21 protein-coding genes, 1 pseudogene and 2 riboswitches are annotated in these 24,091 nt (G+C 69.9%); of the genes and pseudogenes, 8 read left to right on the top strand and 14 right to left on the bottom strand.

What is annotated here, in order from left to right; translation table 11 throughout:
• Nucleotides 1-144: 144 nt before the first annotated feature.
• The 6 genes from BLR05_RS03485 to gcvT all read right to left on the bottom strand — a co-directional run bounded on the left by BLR05_RS03485 (nucleotide 145) and on the right by gcvT (nucleotide 7,696).
• Nucleotides 145-1,464: an MFS transporter gene (locus BLR05_RS03485; protein ID WP_092832359.1), complete on the bottom strand. Its 1,320-nt coding sequence runs from the start codon at nucleotides 1,462-1,464 to the stop codon at nucleotides 145-147.
• 34 nt (nucleotides 1,465-1,498) lie between these two features.
• Nucleotides 1,499-2,524: a MerR family transcriptional regulator gene (locus tag BLR05_RS03480; protein ID WP_092832484.1), complete on the bottom strand. Its 1,026-nt coding sequence runs from the start codon at nucleotides 2,522-2,524 to the stop codon at nucleotides 1,499-1,501.
• A gap of 13 nt (nucleotides 2,525-2,537) precedes the next feature.
• Nucleotides 2,538-2,999, bottom strand: coding sequence for an FKBP-type peptidyl-prolyl cis-trans isomerase (locus tag BLR05_RS03475; RefSeq protein WP_377777612.1), 462 nt, complete (start codon nucleotides 2,997-2,999; stop codon nucleotides 2,538-2,540).
• Between the two features lie 48 nt (nucleotides 3,000-3,047).
• Nucleotides 3,048-5,939 carry an aminomethyl-transferring glycine dehydrogenase gene (gcvP, locus tag BLR05_RS03470; RefSeq protein WP_092832357.1) on the bottom strand — a complete coding sequence of 964 codons (2,892 nt, stop codon included), beginning with the start codon at nucleotides 5,937-5,939 and terminating at the stop codon, nucleotides 3,048-3,050.
• Between the two features lie 111 nt (nucleotides 5,940-6,050).
• Nucleotides 6,051-6,425: a glycine cleavage system protein GcvH gene (gcvH, locus tag BLR05_RS03465; RefSeq protein WP_092832355.1), complete on the bottom strand. Its 375-nt coding sequence runs from the start codon at nucleotides 6,423-6,425 to the stop codon at nucleotides 6,051-6,053.
• A gap of 140 nt (nucleotides 6,426-6,565) precedes the next feature.
• Entirely contained in the window at nucleotides 6,566-7,696 is a 1,131-nt protein-coding gene (gene gcvT, locus BLR05_RS03460; RefSeq protein WP_092832353.1) for a glycine cleavage system aminomethyltransferase GcvT, read from the bottom strand.
• 65 nt (nucleotides 7,697-7,761) lie between these two features.
• Nucleotides 7,762-7,894: riboswitch (glycine riboswitch) on the bottom strand.
• 15 nt (nucleotides 7,895-7,909) lie between these two features.
• Nucleotides 7,910-8,011: riboswitch (glycine riboswitch) on the bottom strand.
• Between the two features lie 295 nt (nucleotides 8,012-8,306).
• Between gcvT and BLR05_RS03455 the strand changes: the two genes are divergently transcribed.
• Nucleotides 8,307-8,765, top strand: a complete 459-nt coding sequence (locus BLR05_RS03455) for an Lrp/AsnC family transcriptional regulator (RefSeq protein WP_092832352.1) — start codon at nucleotides 8,307-8,309, stop codon at nucleotides 8,763-8,765.
• A 54-nt stretch (nucleotides 8,766-8,819) separates the two neighbouring features.
• Here BLR05_RS03455 and BLR05_RS03450 read toward each other — a convergent pair whose 3' ends face one another.
• The 5 genes from BLR05_RS03450 to BLR05_RS03430 all read right to left on the bottom strand — a co-directional run bounded on the left by BLR05_RS03450 (nucleotide 8,820) and on the right by BLR05_RS03430 (nucleotide 14,285).
• Nucleotides 8,820-9,614 (bottom strand): ABC transporter ATP-binding protein, encoded by a 795-nt coding sequence (locus BLR05_RS03450; RefSeq protein WP_092832351.1) that lies wholly within the window; start codon nucleotides 9,612-9,614, stop codon nucleotides 8,820-8,822.
• Nucleotides 9,615-9,625: 11 nt separating this feature from the next.
• Nucleotides 9,626-10,516, bottom strand: a complete 891-nt coding sequence (locus BLR05_RS03445) for an ABC transporter permease (protein WP_092832350.1) — start codon at nucleotides 10,514-10,516, stop codon at nucleotides 9,626-9,628.
• An 89-nt stretch (nucleotides 10,517-10,605) separates the two neighbouring features.
• Entirely contained in the window at nucleotides 10,606-11,589 is a 984-nt protein-coding gene (locus BLR05_RS03440; protein ID WP_092832349.1) for an ABC transporter substrate-binding protein, read from the bottom strand.
• 213 nt (nucleotides 11,590-11,802) lie between these two features.
• Nucleotides 11,803-12,417: a lipocalin family protein gene (locus BLR05_RS03435; RefSeq protein ID WP_092832348.1), complete on the bottom strand. Its 615-nt coding sequence runs from the start codon at nucleotides 12,415-12,417 to the stop codon at nucleotides 11,803-11,805.
• Nucleotides 12,418-12,578: 161 nt separating this feature from the next.
• On the bottom strand, nucleotides 12,579-14,285 hold the full coding sequence (locus BLR05_RS03430) for an electron transfer flavoprotein-ubiquinone oxidoreductase (protein ID WP_092832346.1): 1,707 nt from the start codon (nucleotides 14,283-14,285) through the stop codon (nucleotides 12,579-12,581).
• Nucleotides 14,286-14,430: 145 nt separating this feature from the next.
• Here BLR05_RS03430 and BLR05_RS03425 point away from each other — a divergent pair, with 145 nt between their 5' ends.
• The 4 genes from BLR05_RS03425 to BLR05_RS03410 all read left to right on the top strand — a co-directional run bounded on the left by BLR05_RS03425 (nucleotide 14,431) and on the right by BLR05_RS03410 (nucleotide 18,570).
• The gene (locus BLR05_RS03425) at nucleotides 14,431-15,213 is read left to right on the top strand and encodes an SDR family oxidoreductase (protein WP_013594558.1); all 783 of its coding nucleotides are present in this window, start codon (nucleotides 14,431-14,433) and stop codon (nucleotides 15,211-15,213) included.
• Nucleotides 15,213-16,133, top strand: a complete 921-nt coding sequence (locus tag BLR05_RS03420; protein ID WP_092832345.1) for a DMT family transporter — start codon at nucleotides 15,213-15,215, stop codon at nucleotides 16,131-16,133. The genes BLR05_RS03425 and BLR05_RS03420 overlap by 1 nt, the downstream gene beginning before the upstream one ends.
• Before the next feature lie 277 nt (nucleotides 16,134-16,410).
• Nucleotides 16,411-17,904 (top strand): catalase KatB, encoded by a 1,494-nt coding sequence (katB, locus tag BLR05_RS03415; RefSeq protein WP_167361190.1) that lies wholly within the window; start codon nucleotides 16,411-16,413, stop codon nucleotides 17,902-17,904.
• 69 nt (nucleotides 17,905-17,973) lie between these two features.
• Entirely contained in the window at nucleotides 17,974-18,570 is a 597-nt protein-coding gene (locus tag BLR05_RS03410; protein WP_092832341.1) for an ankyrin repeat domain-containing protein, read from the top strand.
• Nucleotides 18,571-18,575: 5 nt separating this feature from the next.
• Here the strand turns inward: BLR05_RS03410 and BLR05_RS03405 are convergent, their stop codons facing one another.
• The gene (locus BLR05_RS03405) at nucleotides 18,576-19,478 is read right to left on the bottom strand and encodes a metal-dependent hydrolase (RefSeq protein ID WP_092832339.1); all 903 of its coding nucleotides are present in this window, start codon (nucleotides 19,476-19,478) and stop codon (nucleotides 18,576-18,578) included.
• A gap of 137 nt (nucleotides 19,479-19,615) precedes the next feature.
• Here BLR05_RS03405 and BLR05_RS03400 point away from each other — a divergent pair, with 137 nt between their 5' ends.
• A complete protein-coding gene (locus BLR05_RS03400; RefSeq protein WP_092832338.1) occupies nucleotides 19,616-20,278 on the top strand; it encodes a TetR/AcrR family transcriptional regulator in 663 nt (220 codons plus the stop codon).
• Nucleotides 20,279-20,295: 17 nt separating this feature from the next.
• Here the strand turns inward: BLR05_RS03400 and BLR05_RS03395 are convergent, their stop codons facing one another.
• Entirely contained in the window at nucleotides 20,296-20,868 is a 573-nt protein-coding gene (locus tag BLR05_RS03395) for a peroxidase-related enzyme (RefSeq protein WP_092832336.1), read from the bottom strand.
• A gap of 50 nt (nucleotides 20,869-20,918) precedes the next feature.
• Nucleotides 20,919-21,752 (bottom strand): IclR family transcriptional regulator, encoded by an 834-nt coding sequence (locus BLR05_RS03390; protein WP_092832334.1) that lies wholly within the window; start codon nucleotides 21,750-21,752, stop codon nucleotides 20,919-20,921.
• A gap of 198 nt (nucleotides 21,753-21,950) precedes the next feature.
• Here BLR05_RS03390 and BLR05_RS03385 point away from each other — a divergent pair, with 198 nt between their 5' ends.
• Nucleotides 21,951-22,958, top strand: a complete 1,008-nt coding sequence (locus BLR05_RS03385; RefSeq protein WP_092832332.1) for a Bug family tripartite tricarboxylate transporter substrate binding protein — start codon at nucleotides 21,951-21,953, stop codon at nucleotides 22,956-22,958.
• Between the two features lie 41 nt (nucleotides 22,959-22,999).
• Nucleotides 23,000-24,051: pseudogene (locus BLR05_RS03380) on the top strand (tripartite tricarboxylate transporter substrate-binding protein).
• Nucleotides 24,052-24,091 lie beyond the last annotated feature (40 nt).

Below are 24,091 nucleotides of genomic sequence, written 5' to 3'. Positions count from 1 at the left end.
TCGGGCGGCCCGGGCGGTTCGCGCCGGGGCGGTGTGCGGAAGGCGGCGGAGCCGCGGACGAGCCTGCCAGTGTACGCCCCCCCCGGCCGCGCCCCAGGCCCGCGCGGCAGCGTGGCCATGGGCCCGGCAGGGCGGCGGGGCCGCTCAGGGCGCCGGGTCCTGCATGCGGCGCATCGGCGTGGCCACCGCTGCCAGCGCGGCCAGCAGCACCAGGGCGCCGCCGCAGAGCAGGAAGAGCCGGTCCGGCGGGACGATCTGCAGCAGCCAGCCCGTCGCCGCCGCGGCCACCGGCTGCAGGCCCATGAAAATGAACATGAACAGGCCCATGGTGCGCCCGAGCAGCGCCGGAGGCACGCGCTGCTGGATCCATGTGAACAGCCCCACCTGCATGAAGCCGCCCAGCAGGCCCACGCTGCCCAGGAGCAGCGCTCCCTGCCAGACCGCCGAGATGCTTCCCAGCGGCGCGATCAGCAGGCCCGCCATGGCATCCACCGCCAGCAGGGTCGTGCCCAGGTTGACCAGCCGCAGGCGGGGCAGCATGCCCGCCACCACCATGCCTGCCAGCGTGCCCGCGCCGTGCATGCCCACCAGGATGCCGAACGCGGCGGCACCGAGCTGCGGCCGGCCATGGGTGAGCACGGGCAGGGCGATCTGCGTCGGCCCCATCACCAGGATCGACAGCAGCCCCCAGTACAGGAAGCAGGTGCGCAACGGCCGATCGCGCCAGGCGTGGGCCAGGCCCTGGGCCACGGCGGCCAGCACCGCGCCGCTGCCCGGAACCTCTCCAGGCGCTGGCGCGCGCAGCCGCACCCGGCCGAGCATCCAGGCGGACACCACGAAGCTGAGCGCGTCCAGGGCGAAGGCGAAGCCGATCCCCGTGCGGTCCGCCGCCTGCGCGCCCGCGACGCCGAAGCCGGCGATCAGCAGGCCTGCGAGCAGCGGGCCGACGGACATGCCGAGCTGCCGCAGCCCCATGCCGATGCTGTTGGCCGCATGCAGCTGCGCCCGGCCGACCACGCGCGGCGTGATGGACGTGGCGGCCGGGATGCTGAAGGCGGTGGAGATGCCGAGCGCCAGCGACAGCGCGTAGAGGGCCCAGAGCGGGCAGTGGCCGGCCAGCACCAGTGCGGCCAGCAGTCCGGTCAGCACGGCGTTCAGCCAGCGGGTCAGGCGCAGCACCCGCAATGGCGAATGCCGGTCCACGATCGCGCCACCGACCAGGATGAAGAGCGCGCGGGGCACGCTCATGAGGGCCAGGACGGTGCCCAGCACGCGCGTGTCGTCCGTGGCCTGCAGCACCAGCCAGGGCATCGCGATCAGCGAGAACTGGTCACCCAGCAGGGACAGCGCCGAGCTGGCCGTGAGCCACCGGAAGCCGGCGTTGCGCGACAGCGGAGCGCCGGGAGGAGGGGGAGCGGAAACGCCGGAAGATCCGGAGAAAGAGGAGTTCGGTTCAGGAGCCATGGCCCCGACTGTGAAGCCTCACGTTGCGTGAGGGTCAAGCGGATTTTGCGGGGCGTTGCGTGAATGCCTGCGCGGATTCGAGGTAGGTGCGCGCCGCTTCGCTCAAGGGGGTTCCCGCGCGCAGCAGCGGTTCGCTGGCGGACGCCGCCAGCAGCCTGCGCCGCAGTTCGGCGTCCTGGCGGGTCAGCGTGTCGAACAGCGCGTTCCAGCGCCGGCATGCTGCCAGGGCCTCGCCACTGGACGCCGGCACCTGCCGTGCGATCAGCGCCTGCACCTCGGCGTCGAGCGCCGCCCAGTCCGTGTAGGGAACGTGCCCCAGGCGGCGCAGGTCCTGCAGGTCGACGTACCGGGACAGCAGGGACATGCGCAACTGAATGGCGGATTCGATGTAGGCGATCATGTCGCCCGAGGGGGCATGGTTGCGGCCCTGGGTGCCCGGCTCGGTGCGGAACATGTGGCCCCAGCGATTCAGCAGGTCCAGGTCGCCGTCCATCCAGTGCATCATCAGCGCCATCCAGCGGTAGGCCAGCCGCTGCACTTCCGGGTCGTGGGGCGGCAGCCCGCGGTCCATCGCACCGCGCACGAGATCGCGCACCACGGTCCAGTCGGCCTCGATGCGCTTCCAGTTGCCGAAGATGCGCTGCAGTTCGGCGGCGCTGAAATACTTGCCGTACGTGCCCATCAGGCCCAGCGTTTCCAGCCAGTCCCGCATGCCGGGCGCGGGGCCGGCCACCAGGCCGTTGCGCAGCAGGGACAGCCGGCCGCGCAGCTCGGTCGCCTGGGCGATCTGCCGGTCCAGCGCCTGGATCTGCTGTCCGATGATGGACTCCGGGTCCGGTCCGCCGCCCTGCAGCAGGCCGGCGATGTCGCCCAGCGGCAGGCCGAGGTGGCGCAGGGTCTGGATGGCATGCAGCCGCTGCACGTCCGCCTCGCTGTAGAGGCGGTAGCCGGATTCCGAGCGCGTGGAGGGCCGCAGCAGCCCGATCTCGTCGTAATGGTGCAGCGTGCGCACCGTCAGGCCGGTGCGCCGGGCCAGTTCGCCCACCCGAAGCCGCTGCACGCCCGGCACCCGTTCAGCGGCGCACGGAGACCAGTTCGACCTCGAAGCGCAGCGTGGCGTTGGGCGGGATCACGCCACCGGCGCCGGCCGCACCGTAGGCGATGGCGGGCGGGCAGGTGAGGCGGGCCTTGCCGCCCGGCTTCATGCGCTGCACGCCTTCGGTCCAGCAGGGGATCACGCGGTTGAGCGGGAACTCGGTGGGCTCGCCGCGCTTGTAGGAGCTGTCGAACTCCTTGCCGTCCAGGAACGTGCCGCGGTAGTGCACTTTCACGACGTCGGTGGCCTTGGGCGATTGGCCCGTGCCTTCCTTGAGCGACTCGTACACCAGGCCGCTGGCGGTGGTGACGGGGGCCGATGCGGCCGCGGCCGAAGCGGCGGGTGCCGCGGGTGCGGCAGGGGCGGCGGTCGGCTTCTGGGCGCAGGCGGTGCCGGCCAGCAGGGCGGCGGCGAGGAAGGGCAGCAGGGTCTTCTTCACGGTAAGGGGTCTCCGGTCAAAAGACGCGATGGTAGCCCGCGCGCGTTCTCAGGCGAAGTCGGACACCGGCACGCAGCTGCAGAACAGGTTGCGGTCGCCGTACACGTTGTCCACCCGGCCCACGGGCGACCAGTACTTGGCCTGCCGCAGCGCCGCGACCGGATAGGCCGCCGCCTCGCGCGGGTAGGGATGCGTCCATTCGCCGCCCAGCAGGCTGTGCGCGGTGTGGGGCGCGTTCTTCAGCGGGTTGTCGTCCTGCGGCCACTCGCCCTGCTCGATGCGGCGGATCTCGCCGCGGATGGCGATCATCGCGTCGACGAAGCGGTCCAGCTCGGCCAGCGTCTCGCTCTCGGTGGGCTCCACCATGAGGGTGTTGGGCACGGGGAAGGACAGCGTGGGCGCGTGGAAACCGTAGTCGATGAGCCGCTTGGCGACGTCCTCGGCCATCACGCCGCTGGTCTCCTTGAAGCCGCGCAGGTCCAGGATGCACTCGTGCGCCACGTGGCCGTTGGCGCTCGCGTACAGCGTGGGGTAGTGGTCCTTCAGGCGCGCGCTGATGTAGTTGGCCGAGAGGATGGCCGTCTCGGTGGCGGCGCGCAGGCCGTCCGGGCCCATCATGCGGATGTACATCCAGCTGATCGGCAGCACCGCCGCGTTGCCCAGCGGAGCTGCACTGACGGCGCCGGTGCCGCCCGCCACGCCGGCCGTGGCATGGCCCGGCAGGTAGGGCACGAGGTCTTCCACCACGCAGACGGGGCCCACGCCGGGGCCGCCGCCGCCATGCGGGATGCAGAAGGTCTTGTGCAGGTTCAGGTGGCTCACGTCACCGCCGAAGGCGCCGGGCGCGGCCACGCCCACCATGGCGTTCATGTTGGCGCCGTCCACGTACACGCGGCCGCCGTGGCGGTGCACGAGCTGGCAGAGTTCCTTCACCTGCGTCTCGAACACGCCGTGCGTGCTGGGATAGGTAATCATCATGCAGGCGAGCTTCTCGGCGTGCTGCTCGCACTTGGCGCGCAGGTCCTGCATGTCGACGTTCCCGTTCGCGTCGCAGGCAGTCACCACCACCCGCATGCCCACCATCTGGGCGCTGGCCGGATTGGTGCCGTGGGCGCTGCTGGGGATCAGGCAGATGTCGCGGTGGCCCTGGCCCTGCGCCGCATGGTAGGCGCGGATCGCCAGCAGGCCTGCATATTCGCCCTGGGAGCCAGCGTTCGGCTGCAGGCTGATGCCGGCATAGCCCGTGGCCTGGCAGAGCCAGGCGCGCAGTTGCCCGTCGAGCTCGCGGTAGCCCTCCAGCTGGTCGGCGGGCGCGAACGGGTGCACCTGCGCGAATTCCGGCCAGGTGATCGGGATCATCTCGCTCGTGGCGTTCAGCTTCATGGTGCAGCTGCCCAGCGGGATCATGCTGCGGTCGAGCGCCAGGTCCTTGTCCGAGAGCTGGCGGATGTAGCGCAGCATGCCGGTCTCGGAATGGTGCGTGTTGAACACCGGGTGCGTGAGGAAGGCGCTCGTGCGAAGCAGTTCGGCGGGGATCAGCGGGTTCACGCCGTCCGCGAAATCCTCGACGCGCGGCAGCGCCTGCCCGTCGGCGGCGAAGACCGACCAGAGCAGCTCGATGTCGGCCCGCGTCGTGGTTTCGTCGAGCGAGATGCAGAGGTAGTCGTCCCAGGCCACGCGCAGGTTGGCGCCGCGCCCCACGGCGCGGGCCAGCAGCGCGCCGGTCCGCTCCTCCGTGTGCAGGCACAGGGTGTCGAACGCCGACTCGTGATGGTGCGTGGTGTGGCCGAGCGCCACGAGGCCCTTGGCCAGGATGGCCGTGAAGCTCGCCACGCGCTGGGCGATGCGCCTGAGGCCGTCGGGGCCGTGGTACACGGCGTACATGCTGGCGATCACCGCCGGCAGCACCTGCGCCGTACAGATGTTGGAGGTGGCTTTCTCGCGGCGGATGTGCTGCTCGCGCGTCTGCAGCGCGAGGCGGTAGGCCGGCTGGCCGTGCACGTCCACGCTCACGCCCACGAGGCGGCCGGGCAGGGAGCGCTTGAAGTCGTCGCGGCAGGCCATGAAGGCGGCGTGCGGGCCGCCCGCGCCCATCGGCATGCCGAAGCGCTGCGTGCTGCCCACGACGATGTCCGCGCCCCATTCTCCGGGCGGCACCAGCAGCGTGAGCGCCAGCAGGTCGGCGCAGACGATGGCGGCGGCCTGCTTGGCGTGGATCTTCTCCACGTCGGCGCTCCAGTCGGCGAGCCAGCCGCTGCTCGCGGGGTACTGGATGACGGCGGCGAAGAAGTCGCCTTCGAGCGCGGCATTCCACTCGGCCTCGGAGTCCGCGATCACCACGCTGATGCCCAGCGGCTCGGCGCGCGTGCGGATCACCTCGATGGTCTGCGGATGCGTGTCGCCCGAGACGACGAGCGTCTGGCTCTTCGACTTGACGGAGCGCCTGGCGAGCGTCATGGCCTCGGCCGCGGCCGTGGCTTCGTCCAGCATCGAGGCGTTGGCGATGGGCATGCCCGTGAGGTCGCACACCATCGTCTGGAAATTGACCAGCGCCTCCATGCGGCCCTGCGAGATCTCGGCCTGGTAGGGCGTGTAGGCGGTGTACCAGGCGGGGGTTTCCAGGATGTTGCGCAGGATCACGCCCGGCGTGTGCGTGCCGTAGTAGCCCTGGCCGATGAAGCTGCGCAGCACGCGGTTCTTCGAGGCGATGGCCTTGAGTTCCGCGAGCGCCGCCGCCTCGGTCGCGGCGGGCGGCAGCTGCATCGGCTCGGTACGGGCAATGGAGGCCGGCACGATGCCGCCCACCAGCGCCGCGCGCGACGCCTCCCCGATGACCGAGAGCATGCGCGCTTCGTCCGCCGCATCGATGCCGATGTGGCGGGGCTGGAATTCGGCGGCGTTTTCGAGCGCGGAAAGCGGCGGGAGGGTGGACGTGGGCATGGGAGGGGTCCCGGTCAGCGAAAAAAAGGGGAAAAGGAAAACGGAAGGGGCGCGTCCTGCACAGGCGCACCGCGGCAGGCCGGCCCGGGGCCGCCCGCCGCCAGGGCCGGATCAGGCATTCTTGGCGAACTCGGTGTAAGTCGTCTCGTCCATCAATGCGTCGAGCTGCGAGTCGTCCGACAGGCGCACCTTGAAGAACCAGCCGTCGCCCAGCGGCGCGCTGTTGGCAAGCGACGGGTCGGCGCGCAAGGCTTCGTTCACTTCCACGATCTCGCCGGACACCGGCATGTACACGTCGGCGGCGGCCTTGACGGACTCGACCACGCCGGCCACTTCGCCCTGGGCCAGGGTCTTGCCCACTTCGGGCAGATCGACGAAGACCACGTCGCCGAGCGCATCCTGCGCATGGACGGTGATGCCGACGATGGCGGCGCCGGTATCGGCGGCGTTGATCCACTCGTGGTCGCGGGAATATTTGACGGTCATGGGGGCTCCTGAAAGAAAGTCCGCGAAAAAAGGCGGTCGAAAAACGGAAAAAGAGGATGCGCGGTCCCGGCCGGGTTCCCGCGACTGCGACTGTAGCCGCGGTGGATGGCACGGCCGGCGCGCCGCCGTGCCTCCCGGGATCAGCCGCGGTGGTAGCGGGGCGGCAGGAACGGCATCGGGCTGACCTCCATCGGCACGGCCTTGCCGCGCACGATCGCATGCACCATGGTGCCGGTGGCTGCGAATTCCGGCGCCACATACCCCATGGCGACAGGCTGGTTCACGCTCGGGCCGAGCAGGCCGCTGGTCACCTCGCCGATGGCTGTGCCGTCGGTGCTCTGCAGGGCGGTGTGCTCGCGCACGGGCACACGCTCGCGCGCCACCAGTCCCACCCTGCGGCGGGTGAGCAGCGAGGGGTCGTCGATCTGCGCGAGCACCTTCTCCGCGCCCGGGAAGCCGCCTGCGCGGGCGCCGCCGGTGCGCCGCACCTTCTGGATGGCCCAGTTCAACCCGGCTTCGGGCGGCGTGGTGGTGGTGTCGATGTCGTTGCCGTAGAGGCACAGGCCCGCCTCCAGCCGCAGCGAATTGCGCGCGCCCAGGCCGATCGGCTTCACTTCGGGCTGCGCGAGCAGCGCGCGCGCCAGCGCCTCGGCCTGTGCGGCAGGCACGGAGATCTCGAAGCCGTCCTCGCCGGTATAGCCGCTGCGGGTGACGTAGCAGTCGCAGCCGGCGATCTCGAAGCGTCCGCCGGTCATGAACACCAGCGACGCGGTGCCGGGGGCGAGGCGCGCGAGGGCCGCGGCGGCCTGCGGGCCCTGCAGGGCGAGCAGGGCCTGGTCGGGCAGGGGGATGACCTCGCAGCGCTGGCCGATGCGCTCCTGGATGTGGGCGATGTCGCCGGCCTTGCAGGCGCCGTTCACGATCACGAACAGGTCGTCGCCGCGGTTCACGAACATCAGGTCGTCGATGATGCCGCCCTCGTCGTTCAGCAGCAGGCCGTAGCGCTGCTTGTTCAAGCCGAGGCCGATCACGTCCACGGGGATGAGGGTCTCGAAGGCCGCGGCGGCGTCGGGGCCTGCGAGGCGCAACTGGCCCATGTGCGAGACGTCGAACAGGCCGGCGGCCTGCCGCGTGTGCAGGTGTTCGGCCATCAGGCCGGCGGGGTACTGCACGGGCATGGAGTAGCCGGCGAAGGGCACCATGCGGGCCCCGAGTTCGAGGTGCAGCGCGTGCAGAGGCGTGGTGTGCAGGGAGGCGGATTCGGCGGACATGGGCAGAGCGGCCTTTCGGGCGAGCGGGGACGGACGACGCGCGTGCCGCCATCGGTGGCGCCACGCCTGTGCCCGCTGTCCGCTTTACCTGAGAGATTCACCACGCCGTGCGCGCTGCCATGGGGGCGGCGCGTTGCGGGGCTTGCTCCTTCGGTGGGTCTGCCTAGCTAAGGCAGGCCTCTCTCCAGCCGGGGGAACGCCCGCATCCCTGCGGGCGCCTTGCCAGTCCTTTTGCCTGAGCGTTCGGAATTCCCTGCGCCTTCGGCGGCGCCGGCCACCCGTTGCGGGCGCGGCGCTCTCTCCTGACCCGGCGGATTCTAACGGCTGTGTTGGGGATCGGCGGTGAAGTTCGTCCGCGCCCGGGTTCTGGCGCCACCTGCCTGTCTGCGGCGCCGCGTGGCGTGGCGGAGTGCGGTGTGACGGGGTGCCAAGCGCCCCGGGCCAGCGGTAACCGGCCGGGGGCTTGCCATTCGCTTGGCGCCCCGGTGGAGGCGCCCTGTGGAAAAGATTGTGCCGGTGGAGTGGCCGATGGATTTTCCGAATTTCTGACGAATCCTATATTTCGCAGAAAAATCTTCTGCTGAAACGGACTTTTCAGCAAAATACATCCATGGATCGCATCGACCGAAAAATTTTGGCCGTGCTGCAGGACGACGCCCGCGCGAGCCTGCAGGAAATCGGGCAGGCCGTGGGCCTGAGCCCATCGCCGTGCTGGGGCCGCATCCGCAAGATGGAAGAGGCCGGCGTGATCGAGGGCTACACCGTGCGCCTCAACGCCCAGGCGCTCGACCTGGCCGATACCGTGCTCGTGCAGGTCACGCTCGACAGCCATTCCGACAACACGCTGGAGAAGTTCGGCGAAACGCTCGCGAGCATTCCCGAGGTGGTCGAGGCGCACCTGGTGTCGGGCGACTACGACTACCTGCTGCGCGTGGTGGTGAAGGACACGCGCGACTACGAGCGCCTGCTGCGCGAGAAGCTCTACAAGATCAAGGGCATCCGCCACAGCCGCTCGAGCTTCGTGCTGCGCACGCTCAAAAAAGCGGACCTGCCCCTGCGCGCGGACTGAGCGGCAGCGCCAGGGCGGGCACCGCGGCAACGCCGGGGCAGGTGCAGGGCGCCGTCAGCCCAGCAGCAGCGCGTCGTCCGCCAGTTGCTCGCCGCGCACCTTCTCGAACATCTGCAGCAGGTCCGGCACGCCCAGGCGGCTGCGCTCGTCGCCCGCCACATCCAGCACCACCTGGCCCTGGTGCAGCATGACGGTGCGCTGGCCCACGTCCAGCGCCTGGCGCATGCTGTGCGTCACCATCATGGTGGTGAGCTGGTTCTCCGCCACGATGCGGGCCGTGAGCTGCAGCACGAAGTCGGCCGTGCGCGGGTCGAGCGCGGCAGTGTGCTCGTCCAGCAGCAGGATGCGCGAGGGCTGCAGCGCCGCCATCAGCAGGCTCACGGCCTGGCGCTGGCCGCCCGAGAGCAGGCCGATGCGGTCGGTGAGGCGGTTCTCCAGCCCCAGGCCCAGCGTGGCGAGGCGCTCGCGGAAGGTATCGCGCTGCTGCGCCTTCACCGCGCCGCGCAGGCCGCGCAGCGTGCCGCGCTGCTGCGCGAGCGCCATGTTCTCCTCGATGGTCAGGTCTTCGCAGGTGCCGGCCATCGGGTCCTGGAAGACGCGCGCCACGCGCCTGGCGCGCGACCAGACGGGCTGGCGGGTCACGTCCTCGCCGTCGATGGCGATGCGGCCCGTGTCCACCGACAGATCGCCGGAGATCGCGTTCAGGAAAGTCGATTTGCCGGCCCCGTTGGAGCCGATCACGGTGACGAACTGCCCGGCCGGAATGTCCAGAGACATGCCGCGCAAAGCACGCGTCTCGATGGGCGTGCCGGGGTTGAAGGTGATGTGCAGGTCTTGTGTGCTCAGCATGGTGCGGTTCCTTATCGAAGCTGCTTCGAAGCCAGCTTGCGCTTGATCTGAGGAATGACGAGCGCCACGGTCACCAGCACGGCCGTGACCAGGTTCAGGTCCTGCGCCTTCAGTCCGATGAAGTCGCTGTTGAGCGCCAGCGCGATGAAGAAGCGATAGACGATGGCACCGATGACGACGGCGAGCGTGGCCCAGACCAGCCGGCGCGAGGGAAGGATGCTCTCGCCCACGATCACGGCGGCCAGGCCGATCACGATGGTGCCGATGCCCATGGAGATGTCCGAGCCGCCCTGCGTCTGCGCGAAGAGCGCGCCCGCCAGGGCCACCAGCGCGTTCGACACGGCCATGCCCAGCAGCACCATGGCGCCGGTGTTCACGCCCTGGGCGCGGGCCATGCGCGCGTTGGAGCCGGTGGCGCGGATGGCCAGGCCCCGTTCGGTGGCGAAGAACCAGTCCATGGCCAGCTTGGCGGCGATCACGATCACCAGCAGCAGGGCGGGGCGGGCGATGTAGTCGGCCAGCCCCTCGGGCTGCAGCAGCGTGAACAGCGTGGGATCGTTGATCAGCGGCACGTTGGGGCCGCCCATGATGCGCAGGTTGATCGAATAGAGCGCGATCATCATCAGGATGCTGGCCAGCAGGTCCATGATCTTGAGCTTGACGTTCAGCCAGCCGGTGATGAGGCCCGCCACCGCACCGGCCGCGGTGGCCGCGAGCGTCGCCACGTAGGGGTTGGTGCCCGTGGAGATGAGCACGGCGCAGACCGCGCCGCCCAGCGGGAAGCTGCCGTCCACCGTCAGGTCGGGAAAGCGCAGCAGCCGGAACGAGATGAAGACGCCCAGCGCGACCAGGCTGAAGATCAGCCCGATCTCGACGGCGCCGAGCAGGGAGAAGAAGGACATGGCGGGTGAGGCTTCCGGAAAAACGAATCAGGAGCCGAAGCTCCTGCGGTCGGGGCGACGTTCCCGGCACGGGGGCCGGGAGCCGCACCTTACTTCACGATGTGGGCAGCGGACTTCACGAATGCGTCGGAGAGCTTCACGCCCTGCTTCTCGGCAGCGCCGGGGTTCACCGTGAGTTCCAGCTTCGTGCTGATCTCGGGTTGGATGTCGCCCGGCTTCTCGCCCTTGAGCACGCGCACCACCATGCGGCCGGTCTGCTCGCCCAGATCGCGGTAGTTGATGCCGAAGGAGGCGATCGCGCCGCGCTTGACGCTGTCGGCATCGGCGGCCACCAGGGGCAGCTTGGCCTCCTGGCCGACCTTCACGAGCGATTCGTAGGCCGACACCACGTTGTTGTCGGTGCTGGTGTAGATCACGTCGGCCTTGCCGATCAGGCTGCGCGCGGCGCTGCCCACATCGACCGAGCGGGGCGCGGCAGCCTCGACCAGCGTCATGCCCATCCTGGGCAGCAGGGCCTTCAGTTCCTTGACCACCACGGCGGAGTTGGCCTCGCCGGGGTTGTAGACCACGCCGACGCGCTTGGCGTTCGGCACCACCTGCCTGACCAGCTCCATCTGCTTGTCCAGCGCCAGCAGGTCGGACACGCCCGTCACATTGGTCTTGCTGGGTTCCCAGTTCTTCACCAGCTTGGCGGCGACCGGATCGGTCACGGCCGAGAAGACCACCGGCACCGTCCTGGTGGCGGCCACCACGGCCTGGGCCGAGGGCGTGGCGATGGCGACGATGGCGTCGGGCTGGTCGCCCACGAACTTGCGTGCGATCTGCGCGGCCGTGCCGGTGTTGCCCTGGGCGCTCTGGTACTGCCACTTGAGCGTCTTGCCTTCCTCGTAGCCGGCGGCCTGCAGGCTCGCCTTCACGCCGTCGCGGATGGCGTCGAGCGCCGGGTGCTCCACGATGGCCGTCACGGCCACGGATTTGGGGGCGGGGGCCTGCTGGGCCATCGCGGCGGGAGAGGCGGCCGCGACGGCGGCGGCCACGGCCAGCGCCAGGGCGCCGAACGGATGCTGCTTCATGCTCGAACTTTCTCGCCGCCAGGCCCTGGATGCGGGAACGCCCGATTCCATCGGGCGCTGCGTGGCGGGTGGCGGCTGCGGAATGCCCGCCGGCAGGCGGGCGCGTTTCTGGCGACAACGGATCCAGGCCCGCACAGAAACGGACAACGCGGCCTGGAATGCCGAGTGTACCGGCTGCACCGCGGAGGTGCAGGGCTGTGGCGGGTGGCTGGTTCAGCGCGTCGCGGGCTCGGGGGCGGCCGCGTCGGCCTGCGGCACCCACAGGATGCGGCGCATGTCCACGCCCAGTGCGCGTGCCTGGGCCAGCAGGCGCTCGCGCACCGCCATGGGCAGCGTGGGCGTGCGCGAGAGAATCCAGAGCGCATCCAGGCGCGGGCCCACCACCATCGCCCAGCGGTAGTCCTCGTCCAGTGCGGCCACGAAATAGCCGGCATAGAACGGGCCGAAGAACGACACCTTCAGGGCGGCCGTGGACGGGTCGCCCAGGAACACGGCCCGGCCCTCGGCCTCGCGCCAGCGGCCGCGGTCAGGGTCGTAGCCGCGGTTCAGGACGCGCAGGCTGCCGTCGCCCCTGCGGCTGTAGTGGGCGCTGGTACGGATCAGGCCGCGCTCGAAGCGCTGGTCGATGCGGGCCACCTCGTACCAGTGGCCGGCATAGCGGTCCACGTTGAAGTTCTGCACCGGCTGCACGCCCGGCGGGGGGCGGAGGGCCGAGCGCAGGTAGAGGGCGGCCGCTCCGGCGGCCGCGGCCACGGTGGCAGCTGCCGCCAGCGGCACGAGCGGGCGGCGGCGTTGAGTGGTGTAGAGCTGGAGGTCGGGACGGGGCATGGCGGTTCGTGGCTCCTGGCGGGACCCGGGAGGGAATGCGGACCTCTGCGAGTCTGGCCCGCGGAACCGGCGTCCCCTGTAGGCCGGAGGCCAACGGGCGGGTCGGAGCGGCGGCTGCACCCCGCCGCGCCCCCGTGCCTCACATGCGCGTCACATGCCGGTCACATGCCCGAGTAGTTCGGTCCGCCGCCGCCTTCGGGCGTGACCCACACGATGTTCTGCGTCGGGTCCTTGATGTCGCAGGTCTTGCAATGCACGCAGTTCTGCGCGTTGATCTGCAACCGCTGCGCATTGCCGCCCTGCGTCTCGTCGGGCACGAACTCGTACACCGCCGCGGGGCAGTAGCGGGCCTCGGGGCCGGCGTACTTCGCCAGGTTGATGTTCACCGGCACGCCCGGGTCCTTGAGCGTGAGGTGGGCCGGCTGGTTCTCCGCATGGTTGGTGTTGCTGATGAACACGCTGGAGAGCCGGTCGAAGGTGAGCTTGCCGTCGGGCTTGGGATAGGCGATGGGCTTGCACTCGGCCGCGGGCTTCAGGTAGGCGTGGTCGGGCTTGTCGCGGTGCAGCGTCCAGGGGATGTTGCCCTTGAGCACGAACTGCTCGATGCCGTTCATCAGCGTGGCCGTGACCAGGCCCTTCTTGAACCAGGCCTTGAAGTTGCGCGCCTTGTTGAGCTCTTCGTGCAGCCAGCTGTTCTCGAAGGCCTGCGGGTAGGCGGTGAGTTCGTCGTGCTGGCGGCCGGCGCGGATCGCGTCGTAGGCGGCCTCGGCGGCCAGCATGCCGGTCTTGATGGCGGCATGGCTGCCCTTGATGCGGCTCACGTTCAGAAAGCCCGCGTCGCAGCCCACCAGCGCGCCGCCCGGGAAGACGAACCTGGGCAGCGACAGCAGCCCGCCCGCCGTAATGGCGCGCGCTCCGTAGCCGATGCGCTTGGCCGGCTTGATGCCCTTGGCCTCGTCGCCCTCCAGGTAGTAGCGGATGTTGGGGTGGGTCTTCCAGCGCTGGAATTCCTCGAACGGGCTCAGGTACGGGTTGGAATAGTCCAGGCCCGTGATGAAGCCCAGCGTGACCTTGTTGTCCTCGGCGTGGTAGAGGAAGGCGCCGCCGTAGGTGTCGGCATCCATCGGCCAGCCGGCGGTGTGCATCACGAAGCCGGGCTGGTGCAACTTGGGGTCGATTTCCCACAGTTCCTTCACGCCGATGCCGTAGGTCTGCGGGTCGCGGCCCTCGTCGAGCTTGTAGCGGGCGATGACCTGCTTGCCCAGGTGCCCGCGCGCGCCTTCGGCGAACAGGGTGTACCTGGCATGCAGTTCCATGCCCAGCTGGAAGTCGCCCGTGGGCTCGCCGTCCTTGCCCACGCCCATGTTGCCGGTGGCCACGCCCTTGACCGATCCGTCCTCGTTGTAGAGCACTTCGGCGGCCGGGAAGCCCGGGAAAATCTCCACGCCCAGTTCCTCGGCCTGCGCGGCCAGCCAGCGCACCACGTTGCCCAGGCTGACGATGTAGTTGCCGTGGTTCTGGAAGCAGCCCGGCAGCAGGAAGTTGGGGGTGCGCCAGGACGATTTCTCGCCCAGGAAGATCATGGCGTCTTCCGTCACCGGCTGCTTCAGGGGAGCGCCGCGCTCCTTCCAGTCGGGGATCAGCTCGGTGAGCGCGCGCGGGTCCATGATGGCGCCCGAGAGGATGTGCGCGCCGGGCTCGGAGCCCTTCTCGAGCACCACCACCGACACGTCCTGCCCGTTCGTGGCGGCCATCTGCTTGAACCGGATGGCCGCGGAGAGCCCGGCCGGGCCGCCGCCGACCACGACCACGTCGTATTCCATGGCCTCTCGCGGGCCGTACTGGGCAAGGATTTCGTCTTTCGTCATGGGTTGTCTCGTCTCGGCATTTGATAATCGAACGATGTCGCGTCCAGGGCGTGGGGCCCCGCGCGGGCGCTGTGGCCCATTGTATGCACCCGGGGCACGACAATCGAACGATCGTTCTTTTTTCTTTCTTCCGGAGGCTGTTTCCATGGCATACACCATCGATTTGTCGGGCCGCGTGGCCCTGGTGACGGGCGCTTCGAGCGGCCTCGGCGAGCAGTTCGCCCGCACCCTGGCGCGTGCGGGGGCCGGCGTGGTGCTGGCCAGCCGGCGCATGGAAAAGCTCAAGGCCCTGCGTGCGCGCATCGAGGGGGAGGGCGGCGACGCCCACGTGGTCGAGCTGGACGTGACCGACCACGACTCCATCAAGGCCGCCGTGGCCCATGCGGAGACCGAGATGGGCTCGATCGACATCCTCGTGAACAACTCGGGCGTCTCCACCACCCAGCGCATCCAGGACGTCACGCCGGATGACTTCGACTTCGTCTTCGACACCAACGTGCGCGGCGCCTTCTTCGTCGCGCAGGAAGTCGGCAAGCGCATGCTGGCGCGCTCGCGCGGCGCCGCGCCGGGCAGCTTCACGGGCGGCCGCATCATCAACATCGCCTCCATGGCCGGCCTCAAGGTGCTGCCGCAGATCGGCGCCTACAGCATGAGCAAGGCGGCCGTCGTGCACATGACGCGCGCCATGGCCCTCGAATGGGGGCGATTCGGCATCAACGTGAACGCGATCTGCCCGGGCTACATCGACACGGAGATCAACCACCACCACTGGCAGACCGAACAGGGCCGCAAGCTCGTGGACATGCTGCCGCGCAAGCGCGTGGGCGAGCCGCGCGACCTGGACGCGCTTATCGTCATGCTGGCCAGCGACCAGAGCCATTTCGTGAACGGGGCGGTGATCGCGGCCGACGACGGCTTCGGCGCCTGATGCTGGCCGGCATCCTCGCGGGGCTCGCCGCGGGCGCGCTCTGGGGGCTGGTGTTCATCGCGCCGCGCCTCGCCGCGGGGTCCGCGTCCGTGGACCTCACGGCCGGCCGGTTCGTCGCCTACGGCGCGGTGGCCGCGGGCATGGTCCTCTGGGGCATGGTGCGCCGCCGGGCCGGCCAGCCGGGGCGCCTGCCCACCCTGCGGCAGGCCGGCGCCGCGCTCTGGCTGAGCGTGCTGGGCTTCACGGGCTACTACCTGCTGCTGGTGCTGGCGATCCGCGATGCCGGCGCACCCCTGCCGGCGCTCATCATCGGCACGATCCCCGTCTGGGTCATGGTGCTGGGCAAGCCCCACGGCCTGCGCTGGGGCGCGCTGGCGCCGGGCCTGCTGCTCACCGTCGCGGGCATCGTGCTGATGGCCTGGGCGCCGCATGGCGGGGATGCGGGGCAGGGCGCGGCCGCCTCGCCCGCCTTCTGGCGCGGCATCGGCATCGCCCTGGTGGCGCTGGTGTTCTGGACCGCCTTCGCGATCCTGAATGCGCGCTGGCTCCAGCGGCACCCGGAGGTCGGCGCCACGGACTGGGCCAACTGGCTGGGGCTGGCCACCGGCCTGGGCGGCGTGCTGCTCTGGCTCGCGGCGGGCAGCCCGCTCTCCGCCATCGCGGCCCAGCCCGGCATCGGCACCTTCGCGGCGGTGTGCGCGGCCATCGGCTTCGGATCGAGCTGGCTGGCCACCATCCTCTGGAACGTGGCGAGCCAGCGACTTGCCGCCAGCCTGTGCGGCCAGTTGATCGTGAGCGAAACGCTGTTCGCCATCGTGTACTCCTTCGCGCTCGAAGGCCACTGGCCCGTGCCCCTGCAATGGGCCGCCTGCGGACTCTTCACGCTGGGCATCCTCGCATCGATCAATGCGCACCGCTGAGCGGGCGCCTTGCGTGGCCAGTTGCCTTGCGGCGCAAGCAGGAATTGCAAATTCCATTTCATGCTATTAAAAACATAGCTATGAATGACGTGAAATAAAAAGCCATCCGCCTTCCGATGGAAAGGTTGCAAATTCCGTTCATCGGAAAATTTGATGGGCGCCATAGTTTCGGCCCTCTTGCTGCCGAGCTGCCTGTCCACCGATGATTCGCTCCGTTTTTTCCCAACCAACGGAGTGGAGTCGTCCCATGAAATTCCAGAACCTAGCCACCGCAACCATGGTGCTGCATGTTGCCCTGGCGCCTGCGGCTTTCGCGCAATCGGTCCTCACGCGCGACAACGGGGCGCCGGTCGGCGACAACCAGAACTCGCAGACGGCGGGCCCGAACGGCCCCAGCCTGCTGCAGGATGTGCAGCTCATCCAGAAGCTGCAGCGCTTCGACCGCGAGCGCATTCCCGAGCGCGTGGTGCATGCGCGAGGCACGGGCGTCAAGGGCGAGTTCACTGCGTCGGAAGACATCTCCGCGCTGACCCGCGCCAAGCTCTTCCGCCCTGGCGAGCGCACACCTGTGTTCGTGCGCTTCTCGTCCGTGGTGCACGGCAACCATTCGCCCGAGACGCTGCGCGATCCGCGCGGCTTCGCCACCAAGTTCTACACGTCCGAAGGCAACTGGGACCTGGTGGGCAACAACTTCCCCACCTTCTTCATCCGCGACGCGATCAAGTTCCCCGACATGGTCCACGCGTTCAAGCCCGATCCGCGCAGCAACCTCGACGACGACTCGCGCCGCTTCGACTTCTTCTCCCACGTGCCCGAGGCCACGCGCACGCTCACGCTGCTCTACTCGAACGAGGGCACGCCCGCGGGCTACCGCTTCATGGACGGCAACGGCGTGCATGCCTACAAGTTCGTGAATACCCAGGGCCAGGTGCACTACGTCAAGTTCCACTGGAAGAGCCTGCAGGGCCTGAAGAACCTCGATCCGAAGCAGGTCGAGCAGGTGCAGGGCAAGGATTACAGCCACATGACGAATGACCTGGTGAGTGCCATCCGCCAGGGCGACTTTCCGAAGTGGGACCTGTACATCCAGGTGCTCAAGCCCGAAGACCTCGGCAAGTTCGACTTCGATCCGCTGGACGCCACCAAGATCTGGCCCGGCATTCCCGAGCGCAGGATCGGCCAGATGGTCCTGAACAAGAACGTGGACAATTTCTTCCAGGAAACCGAGCAGGTGGCGATGGCGCCGGCCAACATCGTGCCGGGCATCGAGCCGTCGGAAGACCGCCTGCTGCAGGGCCGCGTGTTCTCGTATGCCGACACGCAGCTCTACCGCGTCGGCACCAATGGCCTGTCCCTGCCCGTGAACCGGCCCCGCGTGGCGGTGAACAACGGCAACCAGGACGGCACCCTGAACACCGGCCATACCACCAGCGGCGTGAACTACGAGCCCAGCCGTCTGGAGCCGCGTCCGCAGGACCCCACCGCGCGCTACAGCCAGCTGCCGCTCACGGGTACGACCCAGCAGGCGAAGATCGCGAAGGAGCAGAACTTCAAGCAGGCCGGTGACCTGTACCGCAGCTATGGCAAGAAGGAGCAGCAGGACCTGATCCAGAGCTTCGGCGAGTCTCTCGCGGGCGCCGATGCGGAGAGCAAGCACGTCATCCTGTCGTTCCTCTACAAGGCCGATCCGGAATACGGTACGGGCGTGGCCCGCGTGGCCAAGGGGGACCTGGCGCGCGTGAAGCAGCTCGCCGCCGCGCTGCAGGACTGATACGCGGCGTTCCACGAAGCCGGCCGCACTCCATTGGGAGGCGGCCGGCCCCTTGCAAAGGAGGATTCCATGCGCAGCCTCTGCCTTCCGGCCTGGTGCCTGGCCGCCGGACTCGCGGCCGGTACCCCGGCCCTGGCGGCCCCCGAAGCTCCACCGCCCCGGGCGGCGGCTCCTGCCGCTGCCGCCGCCCCCCAGGATCCCGCCCGGCTGCAGGCGCAACTGCGGCAGTACCTCTTCGACGCCGCGCGCCAGGGGCGCACGGACATGGTGGGCGAGTTCGTCGCGGCGGGCTACGACCTGAACGTGCGCGACGAGAAGGGGTACACGGCCCTCATCCTTGCCGCCTACCATGGCCACCGCGAGGTGGTCGAGCAGTTGCTGAAGGCCGGCGCGGATCCCTGCGCACAGGACCGGCGCGGCAATACCGCCCTGATGGGCGCCATCTTCAAGGGCGAGCTGGCGATCGCCCGCCGCCTCGTGCAGACGGCCTGCGCGCCGGACCAGCGCAACAACGCGGGCCAGACGGCCGCGATGTACGCGGCGCTGTTCCAGCGCACCGAACTGCTGCGGGACCTGGCCGCGAAGGGGGCCGACCTCGGCGCGCGGGACGCCCGGGGCAACGGCATCGCCGAACTGCAGCGCGGCGAGTTCGCCGCCACGCGCTGAGCCGCTCAGGCCGCCCGGGCGGCGGCGCCCACAGTGCGCAGCCGGTCGGCATTCGCCGCGAGCCAGCCTTGCGCCAGCTCCGCGGCGCCGGGCACGGCATGCTCCCGGTCGGGGTGGAAGTCCCGGCGCAGGTAGCGCAGCAGGGCCGGCAGGCTGCGCCAGGCGACGCCATCGCGGCCCCAGAACATGCGCACCGCACTCACCCACGTATTTGGGCGCCACAGGCTGCCGTCGCTGCGCAGGTTCACGAGGGTCTGGCGCACCGAGTCCACCATGAACACCAGGCCGACATAGAGGTACCAGCGCACCCGCCAGTCGTGGCGGCCGCCGAGGGCCTCGTAGAGCGCGAAGGCCACGGCGCGGTGCTCGGTCTCTTCCGCCGCATGCCAGCGCCAGACGGTCTGCATCTGCGGATCGGCGCCTTCCAGCCAGCGTGGATAGCGCAGCGTGCCGTCCGCCAGCAGGGCGGTGAAGTGTTCGTAGGCGCAGGTGATGGCCAGCGCATGCATCGGATTGCCTGTGCGCTCGTGCAGGCGGGCGATGCGCGCCCGGGCCCGGTGCTGCCACTGGTTGTCCAGCCCCTGGCGCTCCAGTTCGGCGTTGTAGAGGCCGTGGATGTGGCGGTGCGTGGCCTCCTGGCCGACGAAGCCGCGCACCAGGGACCGCAGGGCATCGTGGTCCGGCCTGCCGGCTTCGAGCCGTTGCGCCGCTGCGCGCACCGAGTCGATGAAGAACTGCTCGCCCACCGGGAAGCTCATCGACAGCGCATTGAAGAACTGGGTGCGGAAGGCGTCCCCGCCGTGCCAGCGGCGCGGGAAGCCCTGCGCCAGGTCCACGGCGAGCTTGCGCACCGGCAGCACCGCGGTGCTCTGGAGTGCGGGGCGGGCGGGGGCTGCGGAGGTGTCCATGGTCGGTCCTTTCGGAAAAATCGCGCGGCCCGTGATCGCGCCGGGGTTGTGGTCGCGGTTGCGGCGTCGCGCATTTCTGAGCATTATTCAGTTTTTGACCGCCTCCGCCACTCGCCTAGCGCTCACATTTCCACCCCATGGCCACGAAACGAACGTCCTCCTTCACAAGCCCCGTGGGCATGCGGCGCCAGCCCACCCAGGAGCGCGCGCGCCAGACCATCGAAGCCATTTTCGGAGCCACTGCTCAGATTGTGGAACACGATGGCGACTCCGCGCTGACCACCAACCGCATCGCCCAGGTGGCGGGGGTGTCCATCGGCACGCTCTACCAGTACTTCCCGTCCCGGGAGTCCGTGCTGCTGGCGATGGTGGAGCGCGAGCGCGAACGGGTGCAGCGCGAGCTGCAGCAGATGCTGGACGACGCGCTGGCCCGGCAGCGGCCGGTGCGCGACGTGTTGCAGGACATGGTCGGGCTGCTGGTGTCGGCGTTCGGCACGGGCGGGCAGTCGCGCGTGCGGCGTGCCATGGTGCGCCTGGGCTGGCGCGTGGACCAGCACGACCGCTTCACCGCCGCGCTGCGCGAGGGTGCCGAGCGCAACGCCATGGCGCTCGCCCGGCTGGTGGAGGCGGGCAATGCCTCCGTGCGGCCGCCCACGCCGGCCATGATGTTCGTGGCCACCCGCGCGGTGATGGGCGCGATCCGCAGTGCATCGCTGGAGAATTCGCCGCTGCTCGGCCAGCCGGCGTTCGAGGACGAACTGGTGCGCATGCTCTGGGGGCTGCTGCGCGCCGAAGACTGACCGCGGGGGCGGGGGCGTCAGCGCTGCCGCGGCACCCGGCCCATCAGGTAGAACTCCGGATTGGGCTGCATGCCCGCGAAGCTGGCCATGCGATTGGAGAGGCAGAAGAACGCCGTGATGGCGGCGATGTCCCAGATGTCCTCGTCGTCGAAGCCGTGGGCGTGCAGTGCGGCGAAGTCGTCCTCGCCGATCGCCTGCGACTGCTGGCAGACCTTCATGGCGAAGTCGAGCATGGCCCGCTGGCGCGGCGTGATGTCGGCCTTGCGGTGGTTCACGGCCACCTGGTCGGCCACGAAGGGCTGCTTCTCGTAGATGCGCAGCAGCGCGCCGTGCGCCACGACGCAGTACAGGCACTGGTTGGCCGCGCTGGTGGTGGTGACGATCATCTCGCGGTCGCCCTTGGTGAGCGAGCCTTCCTCCTTGAGCATCAGCGCGTCGTGGTAGGCGAAGAAGGCGCGCCATTCGGCGGGCCGGCGCGCGAAGGCCAGGAACACGTTCGGAATGAAGCCGGCCTTTTCCTGCACCTCGAGGATACGGGCCTGGATGTCCTCGGGCAGCGTGTTCAGTTCGGGAAGGGGGTAGCGGTTCACGGTGGTCGTCTCCTGTCGTCGTTTGAATCGGTTGGTGTGCGAAAACGGTATCACGGATGCCAGTGGCTGACGCGCACGCCGGAGGCGCCGGGCGCTGCCGCGCTGCCGGCCAGCGCGTACGACAGCTGGTTGGCCGCCGCGACCACGGTCTGCGCGAGCGCTTCGAGCTTGTCCGCCTGCAGGCGCGATGCGGGCCCCGAGATGCACAGCGAGCCCAGCAGCCGCCAGTGCATTCCGAACACCGGCGCGGAGACGGTGGCCACGCCCTGTTCGCGCTCGCCGATGGACCAGTGGTATCCGCGCTGGCGGATGCGCTCGTACTCCGTGCCTGGGGCACCGGAGAAGGCCAGGATCACGCGGCCCGGCGAGCCCCTGTCCAGCGGCAGGCCTTCGCCCATGCGGGCATGGTGCCGCAGGGCCTGGGGGCCCTCCACGCGCACGATGCAGGTGCGCACCTCTCCTTCGCGCACATAGAAGGCCGCGCTCTCTCCGCTGGACTGGGTGAGCGCACGCAGCGCCGGCTCCAGCACGTTCTGCACGTCGAACCCCGCCTGGTAGCGCGCCCCCAGCCAGCCCGCGGCGGGCCCGAGCCGCCAGTCGCCGTCCTCGCGCTGCACCAGATAGCCGGACTGCGCCAGCGTGCGCGCGAGCCGAAGCACCGTGGTCTTGTGCAGCGCGCACCGCCGGCTCAGTTCGGCGAGCGACAGCTGCGATTCGCCCAGGGCGAATGCCGCGAGCACCTGCAATGCGCGCGCGACGGCGGTGACACCGCCGTCGCGCGCGGGGGCAGGCGATTGCGCGTTGTCCGCCGCTGCCGGCGAAGCCTGCGGCAGGGAAGGGGGCGGCGGGGCGGCGCGCCGTGCCGGGCTGCGGCGTGCCGGCATGGCGGCGGAGGGCGCTGGAGCAGGAGGGGGCTGCGCGGCGATGGGCCGGGATGGGGTGCGGGAGGGGTTGCTCATGGCAGTACGCGTTGCGTTGTGCGAAACGGCATTGTATACAGCGAAACGTTTTTCTAAAGTCACATCGCGCCGGGCTTGCACCGCCACGGCGCCGGGCCGACAAACACAACGGAGACAACCGACATGCCTTTCCTTCCGGCTTCCCGCCTTGCCTTGCCGCGCCGCGGCGCCCTGCTGCTGGCCCTGGCCGCCACTGCCGCCCTGAGCGCTGGCGGCGTACACGCCCAGGCCGCCTATCCCGGCAAACCCATCCGCCTCATCGTGCCGTTCCCTCCGGGCGGCGGCACGGACATGATCGCGCGTTCCGTGGCGCAGAAGCTCACCGAGCAGCACAAGTGGAACGTCGTGGTGGACAACCGGCCCGGCGCCGGCGGCAACCTGGGCGTGGATGCCGCGGCCAAGGCGGCGCCGGACGGATATACCCTGGTCATGGGCCAGACCAGCAACCTGGCCATCAACCCGTCGCTCTACGCCAAGCTTCCCTACGACCCGCTGAAGGACCTGGTGCCCGTGGCGCTGGTGTCGTCCGCGCCCCTCGTCATGGCCGCTCCCGCCAACACGCCTTACAAGACCTTCGCCGACGTGGTGGCCGCCGCCAAGGGAAAGCCCGACGCCCTCACGCTGGGCTATCCCGGCAACGGCACCGTGGCCCACCTGGCCGGCGGGCTGGCCGAGAAGGCCTCCGGCATCCAGCTGCGCCACGTGCCCTACAAGGGCGCCTCGCAGGCCATGACGGACCTGGTGGGCGGGCAGATCGACCTGTACATGTCGGCCGTGCCCACGCTGCTCGGCCAGGTGCGCAACGGCAAGCTGCGGGCCATTGCCGTCACGTCGCTCAAGCGCTCGGCCCAGCTGCCGGACACGCCCACGCTGGCCGAGTCGGGCTACAAGGACTTCGAGGCCGCCTCGTGGTACGGCGTGCTGGCGCCCGCGGGTACGCCCGCACCCATCGTGCAGACGCTCAACAAGGCCATCAACGAGGCACTGGCCCAGCCGGACGTGGCCGAGAAGCTCAGGTCCGAAGGCGGCGACGTGCTGGGCGGCACGCCGGAGAAGTTCAGCGCGCTGCTCAAGGCCGAAGTGCCCCGCTGGGCCAAGATCGTCAAGGATTCCGGCGCCAGCCTCGACTGATTCCGTCCGCCTTGACCCGACGCTGACGCATGACGCTCGCCATGGCCCGCGACGACCGTACTGCCGCGCCCTTGCGATTTTCTGCCGGTACCGCCGCGCCGCGCACGGCGCTTCCGGCGGGCGCGTGCGATGGCCACGTCCACCTCTATGACAGCCGCTTCCCGGTCGAGCCCGCCGCCCGCCTGCGGCCCCCGGACGCGGGTGTGGATGACCTGCGCGCGCTGCAGCGGCGCATCGGCACCGCGCGCGCCGTGCTGGTCACGCCGTCCACCTACGGCACCGACAACCGCTGCATGCTGGAAGGGCTGGCGGCCCTGGGCTCCGCTGCGCGCGGCGTGGCGGTGATCGGCGGCCACGAGCGCGATGCCGAACTGCTGTGCCTGCACGAGGCCGGCGTGCGCGGCGTGCGGCTCAACCTGTCGCTGGGCGTGTCCGGCACGGTGGATTCGCTCATGCCGCTGGCGCGGCGCATCGCGCCGCTCGGCTGGCATCTGCAACTGCTGATGGCACCGGACCTGCTGGTGGAGCAGGCGGGCGTGCTGCGCCAACTGCCCGTGCCACTGGTGTTCGACCATCTCGGCCGCATTCCGCCCGCGCTCGCCGCCCGCCACCCAGCCCACGCGCTGCTGCTCGAGTTGCTGCAGGACGGACGCGCCTGGATGCGCTGGCCACCGGCTACCTGCGCGCGGCGCCGGAACGCGTCGTCTGGGGCAGCGACTGGCCCCATGCCACGGCCACGGCCGGCGTGCAGCCGCTGCCGCACGTGCAGGCCGGCAAGCTGCGCGCGCTGTCCGTCACCTCGGCGCAGCGGCTCAAGGCGCTGCCCGCCGTGCCCACCATGGGCGAGGTCGGCATGAAGGACTTCGTGGTCGAGCAGTGGCAGGCCGTATTCGCGCCCGCCGGCACGCCCGCGGTCCAGCGCCTGAACCAGGAAATCAACAAGGCTTTGAAAGACCCGCCCATCGTGGCCCTGGCCGACAAGCTCGGCGTGGCGCTCGTCGGCGGCACGCCGAAGCAGCTGGGCGACCTGCAGAAGGCCGACTTCGCCAAGTGGGCCAAGGTCATCAAGGACGGCAGCATCAAGGCCGAGTGACGAGCACGGTCCATTCCCTTTTTCTCAACCCAGCGAACTC

Source organism: Paracidovorax cattleyae (assembly GCF_900104515.1).
GTDB classification, from domain to species: Bacteria; Pseudomonadota; Gammaproteobacteria; order Burkholderiales; family Burkholderiaceae_C; genus Paracidovorax; species Paracidovorax cattleyae.
The sequence above is the reverse complement of the archived record's forward strand: the minus strand, read 5'-3'. Positions and strand labels throughout refer to the sequence as shown.